The sequence below is a fragment of the Gordonia sp. ABSL11-1 genome (genome assembly GCF_030315685.1).
Lineage (GTDB): Bacteria > Actinomycetota > Actinomycetes > Mycobacteriales > Mycobacteriaceae > Gordonia.
In genome coordinates, this window is record NZ_JASXSI010000022.1 from 42410 (window position 1) to 57830 (window position 15421).

Annotated in this window: 13 protein-coding genes; 10 read left to right on the top strand and 3 right to left on the bottom strand. The window is 67.1% G+C overall.

What is annotated here, in order from left to right; translation table 11 throughout:
- The first annotated feature begins 218 nt into the window (after positions 1–218).
- Complete coding sequence (locus QSJ19_RS20775) at positions 219–1346, top strand: glycosyltransferase (RefSeq protein ID WP_286322950.1); 1128 nt, start codon at positions 219–221, stop codon at positions 1344–1346.
- Between the two features lie 102 nt (positions 1347–1448).
- Here QSJ19_RS20775 and QSJ19_RS20780 read toward each other — a convergent pair whose 3' ends face one another.
- Positions 1449–3491 (bottom strand): Rv1355c family protein, encoded by a 2043-nt coding sequence (locus tag QSJ19_RS20780; RefSeq protein ID WP_286322951.1) that lies wholly within the window; start codon positions 3489–3491, stop codon positions 1449–1451.
- 191 nt (positions 3492–3682) lie between these two features.
- Here QSJ19_RS20780 and QSJ19_RS20785 point away from each other — a divergent pair, with 191 nt between their 5' ends.
- The gene (locus tag QSJ19_RS20785; RefSeq protein ID WP_286322910.1) at positions 3683–4399 is read left to right on the top strand and encodes a hypothetical protein; all 717 of its coding nucleotides are present in this window, start codon (positions 3683–3685) and stop codon (positions 4397–4399) included.
- On the opposite strand, the gene QSJ19_RS20790 is transcribed toward QSJ19_RS20785, so the two are convergent.
- Positions 4375–5553 carry a GGDEF domain-containing protein gene (locus QSJ19_RS20790; RefSeq protein WP_286322911.1) on the bottom strand — a complete coding sequence of 393 codons (1179 nt, stop codon included), beginning with the start codon at positions 5551–5553 and terminating at the stop codon, positions 4375–4377. The genes QSJ19_RS20785 and QSJ19_RS20790 overlap by 25 nt on opposite strands.
- A 269-nt stretch (positions 5554–5822) precedes the next feature.
- Between QSJ19_RS20790 and QSJ19_RS20795 the strand changes: the two genes are divergently transcribed.
- From QSJ19_RS20795 to QSJ19_RS20820, 6 genes are all read left to right on the top strand, one after another.
- Complete coding sequence (locus QSJ19_RS20795) at positions 5823–7211, top strand: sugar transferase (RefSeq protein WP_286322912.1); 1389 nt, start codon at positions 5823–5825, stop codon at positions 7209–7211.
- A 49-nt stretch (positions 7212–7260) separates the two neighbouring features.
- On the top strand, positions 7261–8481 hold the full coding sequence (locus tag QSJ19_RS20800; RefSeq protein ID WP_286322913.1) for an EAL domain-containing protein: 1221 nt from the start codon (positions 7261–7263) through the stop codon (positions 8479–8481).
- Between the two features lie 176 nt (positions 8482–8657).
- A complete protein-coding gene (locus tag QSJ19_RS20805; protein ID WP_286322914.1) occupies positions 8658–9923 on the top strand; it encodes a class I SAM-dependent methyltransferase in 1266 nt (421 codons plus the stop codon).
- Between the two features lie 13 nt (positions 9924–9936).
- On the top strand, positions 9937–10725 hold the full coding sequence (locus QSJ19_RS20810; RefSeq protein ID WP_286322915.1) for a sugar phosphate nucleotidyltransferase: 789 nt from the start codon (positions 9937–9939) through the stop codon (positions 10723–10725).
- On the top strand, positions 10722–11372 hold the full coding sequence (locus QSJ19_RS20815; protein ID WP_286322917.1) for a PIG-L deacetylase family protein: 651 nt from the start codon (positions 10722–10724) through the stop codon (positions 11370–11372). The genes QSJ19_RS20810 and QSJ19_RS20815 overlap by 4 nt, the downstream gene beginning before the upstream one ends.
- A 2-nt stretch (positions 11373–11374) precedes the next feature.
- Positions 11375–12403 carry an NAD-dependent epimerase/dehydratase family protein gene (locus QSJ19_RS20820; RefSeq protein WP_286322918.1) on the top strand — a complete coding sequence of 343 codons (1029 nt, stop codon included), beginning with the start codon at positions 11375–11377 and terminating at the stop codon, positions 12401–12403.
- Here the strand turns inward: QSJ19_RS20820 and rfbC are convergent.
- Complete coding sequence (gene rfbC / locus QSJ19_RS20825) at positions 12387–12941, bottom strand: dTDP-4-dehydrorhamnose 3,5-epimerase (protein ID WP_286322919.1); 555 nt, start codon at positions 12939–12941, stop codon at positions 12387–12389. The genes QSJ19_RS20820 and rfbC overlap by 17 nt on opposite strands.
- Before the next feature lie 14 nt (positions 12942–12955).
- Between rfbC and QSJ19_RS20830 the strand changes: the two genes are divergently transcribed.
- Together QSJ19_RS20830 and QSJ19_RS20835 are read left to right on the top strand one after the other, a co-directional pair.
- Complete coding sequence (locus QSJ19_RS20830) at positions 12956–14071, top strand: methyltransferase domain-containing protein (RefSeq protein WP_286322920.1); 1116 nt, start codon at positions 12956–12958, stop codon at positions 14069–14071.
- A complete protein-coding gene (locus QSJ19_RS20835) occupies positions 14064–15419 on the top strand; it encodes a glutamate-1-semialdehyde 2,1-aminomutase (RefSeq protein ID WP_286322921.1) in 1356 nt (451 codons plus the stop codon). The genes QSJ19_RS20830 and QSJ19_RS20835 overlap by 8 nt, the downstream gene beginning before the upstream one ends.
- The last annotated feature ends 2 nt before the right edge of the window (positions 15420–15421 follow it).

The following is a 15421-nucleotide window of genomic DNA, read 5'->3' on the forward strand; positions in this document are numbered from 1 at the left end:
ACGTCACATGATGATGCGCCCGCACCCCCCTGGTGAACAGTGTGCCGAACTTTCTTCGAGATGGTACGTTTCGGCAGGCCGAGGAGTCCCGGAGTCGCGGGTGCCGCCGGCCGGGGGATCGGCCGGTCGGGGACAGGCACGACGACAACGGGAGATGCCGCGAGCGCGGGTGCTCGTGTCGCGGACGAAGACTGAGGACGGACATGACCGACCCACGAATCGCGGATCCACGAATCGCCATCGTGCACGAACGATTCACCGAGATCGCCGGCTCCGAACACGTCGTCGAGCAGCTCTCGCAGACCTGGCCGCAGGCTGCTGTGCACGTCCCCATCGCGCGTGTACAGGGCATCCCGGCCGGTCTGTCGTCGTCGCCGGTCACCACCTGGGTGGACACACCCTACGGGTGGACAGGCCGAGGTCCCTACGCGCCGCTGACACCCCTGTTCCCCCGCGCTTTCCGCGGGATGGACCTCGGCGACGTCGATGCCGTCGTCATCAGCCACCACGCGTTCGCGACCCAGGCGGCGTTCGCCACCGACGCACCCGTGATCGCCTACGTCCACAGTCCGGCACGGTGGGCGTGGGACACCGCATTCCGGGCGCAGGAAGCGGGCGGGCCGGCCGGTGCCGCGGTGCTGTCCGGGTTGTCGAGGATGGCGCGGCGTGGGGAACTCGCCGCCGTCGACCGGATCGATCAGATCGTGGCCAACTCGACCGCCGTCGCCGGACGTATCCAGCGATGGTGGGGGCGAGAGTCGGTCGTCGTGCATCCGCCGGTCGACACCAACGGCTTCACGCCCGACCATGCGATCGAGCGCGAGGACTTCTTCCTCGTCGCCGGGCGCCTGGTCCCGTACAAGCGGCCGGACCTGGCGATCCGCGCCGCCCGGGAGGCGGGTGTGCGGTTGGTCGTCGTCGGCGACGGTCGGTCGATGGAGACCTGCCGCGAACTCGCGTCCGACGACACCGTGTTCCTCGGCCGGGTGCCCCACGGCCAACTGATCGACCTGTATCGCCGGACGCGGGCATTGATCATGCCGGGCGTCGAGGACTTCGGCATCGTGCCCGTCGAAGCCATGGCCACCGGTGCACCCGTCATCGCGCTCGGCGAGGGTGGGGCGCTCGACACTGTCGTGCCGGGCACGACGGGCATGCTCGTGCCCTCCGGCGACGACGACACCGTCGTGGCCGGTCTCGCCGCCGCCATGACGTCGTTCGACCCGCGTGATCACGACCCGCGGCGCATTCGGGAGTGGGCGGAACGGTTCTCGCGGAAGAACTTCGGCACGGAGATGGTGCGGGTCGTCGACGGTGTGCTGGAGCGGGGGCGGCGGGTGGAGTAGGTGGGCTTGCGGGGCGGGTGGGGTCTCGATACGCGGGCTCGTCCCTGGGGGCTCGCTGCTCGACCGGCGGTTGGGGTTTCGCTGCTCGAGGAGCGTGATTGCCTACACCACCCTCGATATCCGCAGCGCGATCGTCATGGCCTCGTCGTCGGCGACGGGCCAGGCGTCGAGTAGTTCCCGCCGCAGCGCGACGAGGTCGTCACCATGCGCCGACGACAGCCCGTGCGCCTCGGTGTCGTCGAGCGCGTAGAAGAACGTCGGCGTCATCGGGTGGACGCGGTAGCCGAGCGACTCCGCGGCGATCCACAGCTGCTGCATCGTCTGACCTGCACGCAGGTAATCCTCGCTGTCGCAGCCCTTCTGGACGAGTATCAGGATGGCCGATGCGGAGACGAGCCGCCGTCCGGCGTCGGCGCCGAGGGCGGCGCCAACATCCCACTCGTCGAGCAGGGCCATCACGTCGGGGCGGCGCAGGACGTCGAACATCCCGGCCATCGCGGGCGGGAGGTCGAGCGAATCGACCTGGATGCCGACCGGCGTGCACGGGTCGTCGGTGAGCTCGGCGAACATCTCCTGATGCAATTCCGGTGTCAGGAAACGGATCCGGTCCGAGCGCGCGAGAATCGAGGCACACCTGGCGATCTCGTCGCGATCGGTGATCTGGATCAGTCGCGTGCGCGCGGTCGTGCCCGCCTCGCCGAGACGCACCGCGTCGTCGTCGGAGATCGGTGACGCATCGCCGGCCTCGCGACGTGTCGATCTGCTCAGGATCGACGGCAGCTCGGCGGCGTCCGCGGGATCGAAATCGTCGGTCAACACGCCGTTGTCGGTGAGCGTCACCCGCGCGGACAGCTGCTCACCGGACCCGAGGATCTCGGTCGGCCCGAGTTTCCCGCGGCTCGCGGCGGCGACCCGAGCGTTGTGCAGAGCCGCGCCGACGGCGACCAACGACGCACGGTGTCCGAGGTCGAGGGTCGAGGTCCGCTCGGGATCGAGCGCGACCGTCACGGCGCCACCCTCGGCGGTGATCGACCACGGTTGTTGATTGCCGGCCGACGGCGCCTGCTGCGCGGCGTACCGGACCAGGTCGACGTCGGAGAGCGTGTCCGGAGCGGGCCCGGCGGGTGCCTGCGTGGCCGCCGGTTCCAGGACACGTTCCTCGAGCAACGGGTCGACGAGGTCGTCGAGCCACAGGTCACGATCGAAGCGCACCCGGCCCGACGGCAGTGGACGGCCCTGCGCGAGACGGCGGACCGCCGCAGCGACGGAGGCGCCCCCGAGGAGGACGTCACCGGCGAGTTGCGGCCACGCAGTGACCGAGAATCCGAGCTCGATGGCCGAGGCGGCCATGCGGGCGGAGACCTTGGCGGGCTCCAGTACCTTGACCGCCAGAGGTGTCAGGGCGGCGCGATCGAGTCCGACGAGATCCTCGATCCGCAGATCGCCCGCGAGGCCGTGCAGGATGGGGCGCTCGGGCTCGAGGTCGAAGCGCTCGACGTCGAGGACGCCGCCATCGCTGGTTTCCATGATGACGGGGATGCCTGCTTCCCGGCATTTCTGCCGCACCAGAACCTTCACGTCGAACGAGTCACATTCCTCGACGACGAGATCGAGGCCGTCGAGAAACGCATCGATGTTGTCCGGAGTGATTCCGTCGTCGAATATTCTTGTGCTGACATAAGGATCAATCTCAGCAATTCTTCGCGACGCGACAACGGCTTTGTTGAGATCTAGATCCATCAATGTCGCCGGAATGCGGTTCATGTTGGTCAGTTCCAGAGAATCGAAATCCGCAAGATGTAATTCGCCCGCGAGACCCTCGAGGGCGAGTGTCAGGGCGATCGCGTGACCCACGCTGAGCCCGACGATCCCGATCCGCAGTGCGGACGCGCGGTCCTGCTCGGCGGCGGTCAGCTTGTGGCGGTTCCGGTCGAGGCGGAGGCGGCGATACGAGCGGGGACCGGGCACCTTCACGAGGGTGCGGCGCCACGGATACCAGGCATACGCTGGAGCTTCCGTGAGTACATCGTCCCCGGGCGGCGGTAGCAGGCTCTGCAGCGATCGAGCGGCCTGGGAAGTGGCGTCGACGACGGACACGGCGGGATCGTCGGTCAACTGTTCGGGGACCGACGACTCGGGAAACATCACGGCCGAAGCCTCTTGCGCGCTGTACACACGAGTATGGTCTCGTACTTCCCCGACCATCGCCAAGTGAAACATTTGCGGTCTAGAATTCGAATTAGCCCAACAAATGGTGCACTATGGCAACATTGGCCGTGAAGCCAGTACAGATTATCCGTTCTGTTTCACTGTGTTCTCGGAAAGGTTGAATCAGCATGACTCTCGCACTCACTTCTATTCCCACCGGCGTTCTCCGTGTGCGAAACGAACGCGACCAGGGTTACACGGTCGTCGCCGCGGACCCACGCGCCCAGCGAAGGCTATGGCGGGAGTACCTGTTCGGAGCGGAATCCGCCTACGACCGTCACGGCTGCGCGGCCGCACTCGAGCTCGATGCGGTGATCAGCGGCGAGGGGACGGCGCTGTTCTACGCGATCCTCGACGACGACAACCAGGTGGTCGGCGGCCTGCGAGTGCAACATCGATTCGACGCGGCAGCGCAATCGCACGCCCTCGAGGAATGGGCCGGACAGCCAGGGCAGGTGGACTTGGTCAACGCGATCGAATCCCGGTTGGTCGGCGGTGTGGTCGAGGTGAAGACGGCGTGGGTGGACGAGCGCTCGCCTCTCGCAGCAGATGTCGCGGGACAGCTGTCACGGTTGGGACTGGTGATCATGGAGATGTCCGGCGTCGACCACATGATGGCGACCGCGGCCGATCACGTCCTGCGACGGTGGGAGTCGGGCGGCGGACGAGTGGACGAATCGGTGTCCGCGACACCGTTCCCCGACGATCGGTATCGCACCCGGTTGATGTGGTGGGAGCGTGCCGAGCTCCAGGCGCGGACCTCACCGGAGACCTGGCGCCGCATGCGGTATGAGGCCGACATGCTGCAGACGCTGGTTCCTCAGTCGTCCAGCGTGCGCGGATAATCCACGACATCCTCGGGGCGGCGGGAGAACAGCTGATACAGGCTGTCCGGCGGAGTGGACCGCATGACGGGGTCGAGTGCGTCCGACTTGTCGCTCGGCTTGCGCCAGACGATCGGGTCCATGGACACCACGTCGACCCGATCACGACCGGACTCCTTGGCGCGGTAGACGCATCGATCCGCGCGATCGAGCAGGCGGGAGACGACGGTGTCTGTCGCCAGCGCGTTGGCACGAGTCGAGGTCACCAACGGCGCACACACGCCGCCGACGCTCAGTGTGACCGGATTGGCCTCGGCCACGGCGACCCGGAACTGCTCGGCGAGTGCGTGGAGTTCCTCTTCGTCGCGCGCGACGCAGAACACCAGGAACTCCTCACCGCCGAAGCGACTCACGACCGAACCCGAGGGAGCGGTCTCGCGGATCGCGGCGGCCACGGACAGCAGTACGCCGTCGCCCGCGAGGTGGCCGTGCCGGTCGTTGATCTGCTTGAAATGGTCGATGTCCATCAGCAGGATGCCGACCCATCCGGTGGACACCCGGGCCGCGGCGAGCAGTTGGGCCACTCGGGCGAGGAAGCCGCGCCGGTTGAACAATCCGGTGAGCGGGTCGATCCCGTTGAGGCGGGCCTGTCGGTGCAGGGTGGCCTCCAAGGACCGGCGCAAGGCGACGACGAGGAACACCGGGACGGTGATCACGCCGAGCATGGATCCGATGCCGATCATGAATGCCGGCACGGACATCGAGGTGACGGCGAGGACTGTGGTCGCGCCGGTCACAGCCAGGGCCAGCAGTGAGATCACGAGAGGCATCGAGGGCGACATCGCGGCGATGGCCGGGATGACCGCCACCAGGGCGAGTACGGCGATTCCGGGGCGAGGATTCGCCAGGATGAGCGATGTTCCGCAGATGCCGATGATGCCGAACGAACCGAGGACCGCGAACTCGCCGTCGGACAGACGTTCCCGAAACGCCGTGATGACGAACGCGGTCGCGATGAACGACCAGATCACGAGCAGCGGTGCGAGTCCGCCGGGATGCAGCGTATCCGGCGCGAGCACGGCGATGACCGGTAGTGGCAGCACGCCGCCCGTGCTGATGAGCGTCGCCGTGGATCGCGCATCGTATCGACGAAATGCCTTCTCGATGAGCTTCATGAGAATCGTTCGTCTCGGATCGACAAAGACGAGTGCGGTGCGCAAGGGGCAGGATATGTCAGGAGAAACGAAATTCGTTGCGCTGGCGATCCACTTATCGACAAAGACGACGACGATCGCTGCACGGAAAGCATATTAGCCCAGCTGAGAACATCTGGCGACACATTCGTTGCCTATGCAAACAAAACAAAAATGCCTCTGCCCTGATATTTTGTGCAAGCAGTCCGGCTCGCCTCGGGTGAGCCCCGAAATCGAGGACGAACCCGTCAATGGTCTCCACTCCCATCCGGCCCGGCGCACGCCGGTGGACGCCCGTCGTGGTGCGCAACCGGACCGACGTGATCCTGGTCGGCCTCGATGCGGTGGTGCTCACGGGCATCGCCCTGTTGGTCAACAATGACGAGAGCACGCGCGGGCGGGTCGTCGGGATCGTCGGTGTTGTCATCACCCTTCTCGTCCTCGAGATGGCGGGCCTGTACCGAGCGCGACTCACACTGTCCGCGCTCGACGACCTCCCTCGGCTCGCGGGATGGTCGATCATCACGTCGGCCGCGCTGTTCGCCGTTTCCAGGCCAGGTGTGCACATCGCCACGGTGACGGTGTACGCGGTCATCGTGTTCGCCGCATTGTTCGTCGTACGCGTCGTCTACTACGCCTACGCGCGTCACCGCCGACGGAGCTCGCCGGCCAATCGTCTGCGTACGGCCGTCCTCGGGGGTGGTGTCGTCGCGGCCGAACTGATCGCCGGTACCCGCGCGCACCCCGAGCTGGGTCTCGACATCGTGCTGGCGGTCAGTGACGACCCGATGCCCGAACTGTCCGGCACCGGTATCACGATCGAGGGTGGTCTCGTCGGCATCCGGGACAAGGTGAAGGCGCACAAGATCCACACGCTCCTGGTGGCGTTCAGCTCGGCGCCGGATTCCCGGTTGGTCACGCCGCTGCGTGAATGCGACGAACTCGACTGCGAGATCTTCATCGTGCCGCGTCTGTTCGAGTTCGTGTCGCTGACGCGCGACATGGACCGCATCCACACGATCCCGCTCGTGCGCGTCCGTAGGGACGCCATCCGCACGTGGTACTGGTCGATGAAACGCGTCTTCGATGTGACTGCGGTGTCGGTGGCGCTGCTGGTGTTCAGTCCGGTTCTGGCCGCGGTCGCGCTTGCTGTCTACCTGTCCGACCCGAGCGCGCCGATCATCTTCCGCCAGGCCAGGATCGGACGCGGCGGAGAGCTCTTCGACGTGCTGAAGTTCCGCTCGATGCGACCGGTGCCGGAGCAGGCGTCGAATTCCGAGTGGCAACCCGCCGACGTCGACCGGATCGGTCGGGTGGGGCGCATCATCCGCAAGACGTCGCTCGACGAACTCCCGCAACTGTGGAACGTCTTGCGCGGCGACATGTCCATCGTCGGGCCGCGACCCGAACGCCCGCACTTCGTCCAACAGTTCGAGACGTCGATCCCGAGTTACCGCGATCGTCATCGCGTCGACGTCGGTCTGACGGGCTGGGCGGCGGTGCACGGTCTACGCGGCGACACGAGCATCACCGACCGTGCAATCTACGACAACTTCTACATCGAGAACTGGAGCGTCTGGCTCGACATCAAGATCATCATCCGAACCATGGGCGCGGTGATCCGCGGCACCGGCAACTGACAATGTTCGAATGCTGCTCCAACGGCAGTTGAGGACATACACTCAGGCGATGCACGCTGGGCAGTTCGGGGGCTGCGACGGTTCGGAGTGGCCCGCGGCCACGATCGTGATCGCGATCTCCGCCGACCCATACCACCGCGCGGCCGTCGCGTACGGCCGCGAGGTCTCCGTGCTGATGGCCGAACGATTCGTGGAACGCGAGCTGGTGCCGATCACCCCGCACGCGACGTTCCACCGGCGCGCCGACCTCGAGTGGATCGTCACATTGACGTCCGACGGCCCTGACCTGGACGAGTTCATCACGGCGTCAAGGATTCGACTCGGCTCGCATCTCATCGACATCGATGGACAGACGACCTTCCTCGATCTGTGCATGGGCGTTGCCGTCGCCGAACAGATCCCGGATGCGTCGAGCACCGAATACCTGATTCGATGCGCTGACGCGGCACTGTGCTTCGCGTTGATCCGCCAGCATCACGTCGTGATCGCCGATGAGCAGACCATGCCGACAGTGCATACGCAGGTGGATGTCGCGAACCGTCTGGCACGTTCCGCCGAGAGTGATTTCCTGATCTACTATCAGCCGATCGTCGAGCTGGCGGGTATGGACACGGTCGGGTTCGAGGCGTTGCTGCGGTGGCGAAGTGGAACCGACATCCTGACTCCGGCCGCATTCCTGCTCGCGGCGCAGGTGACTTCCCTGATCGTGCCGATCGGTCATCACGCCGTCGCCGAGGCCGTACGCGCACTCGCGCGCGAGGTCACCCCGGCAGTCGGTCAGGATGGATTCGTGGCCGTGAACCTGTCGGGACAGCAGTTGTGGGCTGACGACATCGTCGGCCACATCGATGGCCTGTTGCGAAGCCACGACGTTGCCCCGCGCCGCTTGTGGGTGGAGGTCCGAGAGGACGAGGTGATCCGATTGGGCACGGCCGCGGCGCAGGCCATCCAGGAACTGCACGAGATCGGCTGCACGATGTGTGTCGACGATCTGGGCGCAGGCTACTCGGCCCTCCGGTACCTCCGTGACCTGCCCATCGACGTCGTCAAGATCGACCGGTCGCTGGTGAGCGGTCTGGTCGACAACCCCGCCGATCGAGCGGTCGTCAAGGCGATCTGCGAGATATCCCGGGCCTACGGCATGATTCCGCTCGCCGAGGGTGTCGAGACCGAGGAGACTCTGGCCGAACTCGCCGGGCTGGGCTTCGACATGGGGCAGGGCTATCTGTTCGGCAAGCCCGAGTCGGCCGAGGTCCAGTTCAGACACTAGCGCGCGATCGGTAACGATCCGGGGCCGATGTCCGATTCACGTCATCGGATGGGTCATTCGTCTTCGTCCGGAGAAGAGTGGCCATCTTTGTTACCCTGACTGCGGATTTCGAGGGCAAACCGTCGGGCTGCGTGGATCGGGGGCCACGCCAGGACCGCGGGAAGGATGTATCTGCGATGGAGTGTCGTCTGTGCGGGTCGGCCCGCCTGCGCAGCGTGGTCGATCTCGGTGCGACGCCCCCGTGTGAACGGTTTCTGACCGAGGCCGAACTCGACACGATGGAGCCGACGTTCCCGCTGCACCTGCGGGTGTGCGAGGACTGTCTGCTGCTGCAGATCCCGGCGCTCATCACTCCCGAGGACACGTTCACCGAATACGCCTACTTCTCGTCGTATTCCGATTCCTGGGTGGCGCACGCGCGCACCTTCGTCGACACGGCGACCGAGCGGGTCGGCCTCGATCCCGACTCATTCGTCGTCGAGGTCGCCAGCAACGACGGCTACCTGCTGCAGCATGTGATCGCCGACGGCGTCCGCTGTCTCGGGATCGAGCCGTCGGTGAATGTCGGTGCCGCAGCGCGGAAGAAGGGCGTGCCGACCGAGACCGCGTTCCTCGACGAGGAACTCGCGCAGCGCGTCCGTGCCGAGTCGGGGGCGGCCGACCTCGTCGTCGCCAACAACGTCTACGCGCACATCCCGGATCTGCTCGGCTTCACACGCGCGCTGCGCGGGCTCCTCGCCGACGACGGGTGGCTGAGCATCGAGGTGCATCACGCCCTGAACCTGGTGCGGCTCGGCCAGTTCGACACCATCTATCACGAGCACTTCCAGTACTACACGGTGCTGAGCGCGTCCCGCGCGCTCGCGACCGCGGGATTGCGCGTCGTCGACGTGGAACTGCTGTCCACCCACGGCGGCTCGATCCGGGTCTGGGCGCGACCGGTGGAGGCGGGTGCCGCGCCGAGTCAGCGGGTCGCGGACGTCCTGCAGGCCGAGCAGGACGCCGGACTGCATGACGTGTCGGGCTATCTGGATCTGCAGGCCCGCACCGATTCCGTCCGGCAGGAACTGTTGAGGTTCCTGCTCGACGAGGGGTCGGCGGGGAAGCGGATCGTCGGTTACGGGGCGCCCGGCAAGGGCAACACGCTGCTCAACTACTGCGGCATCCGGCCGGACCTGATGGAGTACACGGTCGATCGCAACCCCTACAAACACGGGCGGTACACGCCGGGCACACGGATTCCGATCCACCCGCCCGAACGGATCGACGCCGACCGGCCGGACGTGATCGTCGTCCTGCCGTGGAATCTCGAGAACGAGATCACCGCGCAGCTCGCGCACGTCGCCGAGTGGGGCGGCCGGCTCGTGTATCCGCTCCCCACACTGCATTTCGCTTCGCTCGACGCCGACGATCGAGTCGGCAGCCCCGGTGGCACGCTATGAAGGTGGTTCGGTCATGAAGGTGGTCCTGTTCTGTGGCGGCTACGGGATGCGCATGCGCAACGCGCCCGACGACGACGTCCCGAAGCCGATGCAGATGGTCGGCCCGCGACCACTGATCTGGCATGTGATGCGCTACTACGCGCACTTCGGGCACACCGAGTTCATCCTCTGCCTCGGATACGGCGCCTCGCACATCAAGGAGTACTTCCTGCGCTATGAGGAAGCCACGTCGAACGACTTCGTGATGCGTGGCGGCACGGTCGAACTCCTGCACTCCGACATCGCCGACTGGTCCATCAGTTTCATCGACACCGGCCTGGAATCGGCCATCGGCGAACGACTTCGGCGCGTGCGGTCGCATCTGGGCGACGACGAGTACTTCCTCGCCAACTACGCCGACGTGCTCACCGATGCGCCACTCAACGACATGATCGCCGAGGTCGTCGACTCCGGGGCCGCGGCGTCGATGATGATCGTGCCGCCGCAGTCGTCGTTCCACTGCGTCGACGTCAGCGACACCGGAAAGGTCAAGGCGATCACCCCGGTCTCGCAGTTCCCGATCTGGGAGAACGGCGGGTTCTTCGTCCTGACCCAGGAGATCTTCGATCACCTGCCCGAGGGTGGCGACCTCGTCGAGGACGCATGCGGCGGGCTCGCCGCGGAGGGGCGCCTGTACGCCTACAAGCACGACGGTTTCTGGAAGCCCGCGGACACGTTCAAGGAACGCGCCGAACTCGATGCCCGATTCGCCCGCGGGGATCGTCCGTGGATGGTGTGGGACGGCGACACACCCACCCCATGATCGATCTCACCACCGCGGCACTGTCCGAGATCGCTGTCCTCGGTGCCCATTGCGACGACATCGCCATCGGTATGGGCGGCACCCTGCTGACCGTGACGCGCCGCCACCCGGGCATTCGCGTGCGGGCGTTGGTGCTCACCGGCGGCGGTACCGAGCGCGAGGTCGAGGAGCGAAAGGCGTTGGACGCGTTCTGCCCCGGCGCCGACGTCGAACTCACCGTCCTCGATGTCCCCGACGGCCGGGCCCCTGCGCACTGGGATGCGGTGAAGGACGGGCTGTCGCGGTTCCGACGAGCCGTGTCGCCGGAGGTGGTCTTCGCGCCGCAGCGCCACGATGCGCATCAGGATCACCGGCTGCTGGCGGAGTTGACGCCCACCGAGTTCCGCGACCACCTGACCCTCGGCTACGAGATCATCAAGTGGGAGAACGACATCGGTCAACCGACACTGTTCCATCCGTTGACCACGGCGGTCGCCGAGGAGAAGGCCCGGCTGCTGGGAGAACACTATCCGTCCCAAGCCGACCATGACTGGTTCGACGATCTGTCGTTCCTCGGGCTGTCGCGGCTGCGCGGTGTGCAGTGCCGCCATCCCCACGCCGAGGCGTTCGTCCTGGAGAAGGCGCACCTGAACTTCGGAGGAGAATGAGCATGCGCGTACTGGTGACCGGCCATCAGGGATACCTCGGCACCGTGATGGTCCCGATGCTCCTGGCGGACGGGCATGACGTCGTAGGACTCGACAACAGCTATTTCGCGGAGTGCGTCCTGGGGCCGGTGCCGACCGACCCGCCGGCGATCGACGTCGATCTGCGCGATGTCACGGCGCGTCATCTCGACGGCTTCGACGCGGTCATCCATCTGGCCGCGTTGTCGAACGATCCGCTCGGATCGTTGGCGCCGGAGATCACCTACGACATCAACCATCATGCCTCGGTGCGGCTGGCCCGCGCTGCGAAAGATGCCGGCGTGGCGCGGTTTCTGTACGCGTCGACCTGCTCGGTGTACGGGTCGGCCGGCGACGATCTCGTCACCGAGGACGCCCCGCTCAAACCGCTGACACCGTATGCCGAGAGCAAGGTGCGGGTCGAGGACGACGCGGCGGCGATGGCCGATTCGGGTTTTGCGCCGGTGTTCCTCCGCAACGCGACGGCGTTCGGTTTCTCTCCGCGCCTGCGGGCGGACATCGTGCTGAACAACCTCGTCGGCCACGCCGTGCTGACCGGGGACGTGCGGGTGCTCTCCGACGGCACACCGTGGCGTCCGCTCGTGCACGCCCAGGACATCGCGCGGGCGTTCATCACCTGTCTGGATGCGCCCACCGAAGCGATCTACTGCGCCGCCTACAACGTCGGCACGGAGCGCAACAACCTGACCGTCGCCGACATCGCCGCGTCGGTCGTCGAGGCGGTCCCCGGATCGCGACTGCTGATCACCGGTGAGAGCGGACCCGACCCACGGTCCTACCGCGTCGATTTCTCCCGGGCACGAGAGGGACTGGGCTTCGAGGCGAGCTGGACGATCCCCGACGGCGCGCGCGAGCTGTACGAGGCCTACACCTCCTACGGACTCACCCAGGACGCCTTCGTCAATCGGTTCACCCGACTGGCGCAGCTCGAGAAACTCCGCGCGGCAGGAGATCTCGATCCGACGATGCGCCGCGTCAGCGCACGTGCCTGAGCAGCTCCTGCCAGGAGCCGGCCGCGGCATCGCGCGCCGAGACCAGGGTGACCGGCTCCGGCCAGGCGATCGCCAGATCCGCATCCGAGTGGGCCACGGCGAGATCCTCGGCCGGGTCGTGCGGCCGGTCGATCCGGTAGCAGACGTCGGCCAGGTCGGTGAGCGCCTGGAATCCGTGCAGGAAGCCGGGCGGGACGTACAGGTGTCGGAACTCGTTGTCGTCCAACCGGAATGCCTGCTGACGACCGAACGTCGGCGAGTCCGGACGGATGTCGACCAGGACGTCGTGGACGGCGCCGCGGGCGACCCGGACGAGCTTCGCCTCGCCGCGTCCCGAACGACCATGCATCCCGCGGACCACACCCCGCCGCGAACGCGACTGCGAATCCTGCACGAACGACGCCGATGCGCCGGGGCGGCCGAGGTGGTCGTCGAAGATCTCTGCGTCGAACGTCCGGGTGAAGAGTCCGCGGTCGTCGGTGAACGGTTGCGGGACGAGGACGACGACGTCGGCGAGGTCGGTCGGTTCGATACGCACGGGGACATCGTCGCATGAGCGTGTGCCGCGCATGCGGGTTCGGTCGGCCGGTCCCGGTGCTGGAACTGGGCGCGGTGCCCGCCGCCGATCATTTTCCGCAGGTGTCCGAGCCGGTGTCGTCGGCGGAGAGTTCGCATCCCGCGACGATGGTGCTGTGCGGTCGGTGCGGGCTGGCGCAACTCGCCGACGACGACACCGTCACGCAGGAGCCGCGGGGCGTCGAACCGCAGGCGCTGGTGGACCAGGCGGCCGACGCGCTGCGCGACGCCGAGGTCGCGGGGCTGTTGCGTGGATCGACGGTGACCGAGTTCGGCAGCCCGCACGGCGGGACGTGGATACCGCAGTTGGAGGCGCGGGGCTTCACCGACGTCGGCCGCGAGTACCGTGGCGGCGCCGATGTGGTCATCGACTCGATGGGCATCATGCACGAACCCGATCAGGCGGCGGCGTTCGCGCGGCGCACCGCGGCGACCGCGCCGGACGGGGTGCTGTTGGTGCAGGTCCACTCGCTGGCCGCGATCGTCGCACAGGGTCAGTGGAATGCATTGCGGCACGGTCACTTCGCCTACTACTCACTGCCGGCGATCGTCGGACTGCTGCGGGCCGCCGGCCTGCATGCGGCGACGGCCTGGCGATACGACCTCTACGGCGGGACCGTGATGATCGCCGCCACGCATCATCCGTGTGAGCCGGATGAGAACCTCTCGGCCTTGATCGATGCCGAGCAGGCCATGACCGATCCCGGGGTGGTGAGCGGACTGCAGCAGGCCGTCGACCGGCATGTACGTGGGTTGCGCGGGTGGCTGGAGGACGAGGCGGCGGCGGGGCGTCGGGTCTATGCGTACGGTGCCGCATCCCGTGCGGTGGCGGTCTTCGGGCTCGCGGGGGTGACCTCGTCGCTGGTTGCCGGTGTCGCCGACGCGTCGGCTGCCAAGCAGGGCCGCCGCATGCCGGGGTGTGACGTGCCGATCATCTCGCCGTCGGAACTCGTTGTCGCGCAGCCGGACAGCGTGCTGCTGATGGTGCCGGACCTGCTGGACGAGGTGCGTAGACGGTACCCGGAGATCGGGGATCGGTGGCGGATCGACGGTGCCGACGAGTTCGCGAGCCGGGAGGGGACACATGGTTGAGCAGGGTGTCGGCAGGCGGAGCTTCGACGAGTCCAACCGGCTGCAGGCGGCGTTGCATCGCATGGTGCCCGGCGGTGCGCACACCTATGCGCGTGGGGCCGACCAGTATCCCGACGACATGGCGCCGGTGCTGGTGCGCGGTGCTGGTGCGCGGGTGTGGGATGCCGACGGGAACGAGTACGTCGAATACGGCATCGGATTGCGTTCGGTGACACTCGGCCACGCGTACGCTCCCGTCGTCGAGGCGGCGTGTGCGGCCATCGCCGACGGTATGAACTTCAGTCGGCCGAGCGTGCTGGAGGTCGCCGCCGCGGAGGACTTCCTCGATCTGGTGCCGACCGCCGACATGGTGAAGTTCGCGAAGAACGGATCGGACGTGACGACCGCTGCGATCCGCTTGGCGCGGGCGGTCACCGGGCGGCAGAAGATCGCCATCTGCAACCACCCGTTCTTCTCCGTCGACGACTGGTTCATCGGCGGCACCGACATGGCCGGCGGCATCCCGGCCGATGTCGCCGACAAGGGCATCCGGTTCTCCTACAACGACGTCGGATCGCTCGAGGCCGTCTTCGCCGCGCATCCGGGCGAGATCTGCGCGGTCATCCTGGAGGCGGCGACCGCCACCGCCGAGCCGCAGCCCGGGTTCCTCGACGGGGTGCGTGCGCTGTGTGACACCCATGGTGCGCTGCTGATCTTCGACGAGATGATCACCGGTTTCCGCTGGTCCGAGCACGGGGCGCAGAGTCTGTACGGCGTCACCCCCGATCTGTCGTGCTGGGGCAAGGCGATGGGCAACGGGTTCCCGTTGTCGGCGTTGGCGGGCAAACGAGAGTTCATGGAGCTCGGCGGCCTCAACACCGACCGCGACCGGGTGTTCCTGCTGTCGACGACGCACGGACCGGAGACGGCGTCATTGGCCGCGTTCCGGGCGGTCGTCGAGACGTATCGCACGTCGTCGCCGGTCGAGGCGATGGAGTCGGCGGGTCGGCGCCTGGCCGAGGGCGTCAACCGCGCGGCGACCGGGTTCGGGCTCGGCGCCTACGTCGAGGTGATCGGCCGGCCTTCGTGCCTCGTGTTCGTCACCCGCGATCACGCGCACAACCCCTCACAGGCGTTCCGGACGCTGTTCCTGCAGGAACTGTTGGAACGCGGTGTCCTGGGGCAATCATTCGTGACGTCGGCGGCCCACACCGACGACGACATCGACGCCACCATCGACGCCGTCCGCGAGGCGCTGCCGGTCTACGGGCGGGCGATCGAGGCCGGTTCCGTCGACGGAGTGCTGCGTGGTCGGCCGGTCGCGCCGGCGATCCGGCGTCTCGCCGAGCCGAGGCGGCTGGGTCTTTGACA

Bases quoted from the DNA above. Each gene is read 5' to 3' on its own strand.
- QSJ19_RS20835 (WP_286322921.1), top strand. From the start codon at position 14,064: ATGGTTGAGCAGGGTGTCGGCAGGCGGAGCTTCGACGAGTCCAACCGG.
- QSJ19_RS20780 (WP_286322951.1), bottom strand. From the start codon at position 3,491: ATGTTTCCCGAGTCGTCGGTCCCCGAACAGTTGACCGACGATCCCGCC.
- QSJ19_RS20820 (WP_286322918.1), top strand. From the start codon at position 11,375: ATGCGCGTACTGGTGACCGGCCATCAGGGATACCTCGGCACCGTGATG.
- QSJ19_RS20805 (WP_286322914.1), top strand. From the start codon at position 8,658: ATGGAGTGTCGTCTGTGCGGGTCGGCCCGCCTGCGCAGCGTGGTCGAT.
- QSJ19_RS20790 (WP_286322911.1), bottom strand. From the start codon at position 5,553: ATGAAGCTCATCGAGAAGGCATTTCGTCGATACGATGCGCGATCCACG.
- QSJ19_RS20785 (WP_286322910.1), top strand. From the start codon at position 3,683: ATGACTCTCGCACTCACTTCTATTCCCACCGGCGTTCTCCGTGTGCGA.
- QSJ19_RS20810 (WP_286322915.1), top strand. From the start codon at position 9,937: ATGAAGGTGGTCCTGTTCTGTGGCGGCTACGGGATGCGCATGCGCAAC.
- QSJ19_RS20800 (WP_286322913.1), top strand. From the start codon at position 7,261: ATGCACGCTGGGCAGTTCGGGGGCTGCGACGGTTCGGAGTGGCCCGCG.
- QSJ19_RS20830 (WP_286322920.1), top strand. From the start codon at position 12,956: ATGAGCGTGTGCCGCGCATGCGGGTTCGGTCGGCCGGTCCCGGTGCTG.
- QSJ19_RS20795 (WP_286322912.1), top strand. From the start codon at position 5,823: ATGGTCTCCACTCCCATCCGGCCCGGCGCACGCCGGTGGACGCCCGTC.
- QSJ19_RS20815 (WP_286322917.1), top strand. From the start codon at position 10,722: ATGATCGATCTCACCACCGCGGCACTGTCCGAGATCGCTGTCCTCGGT.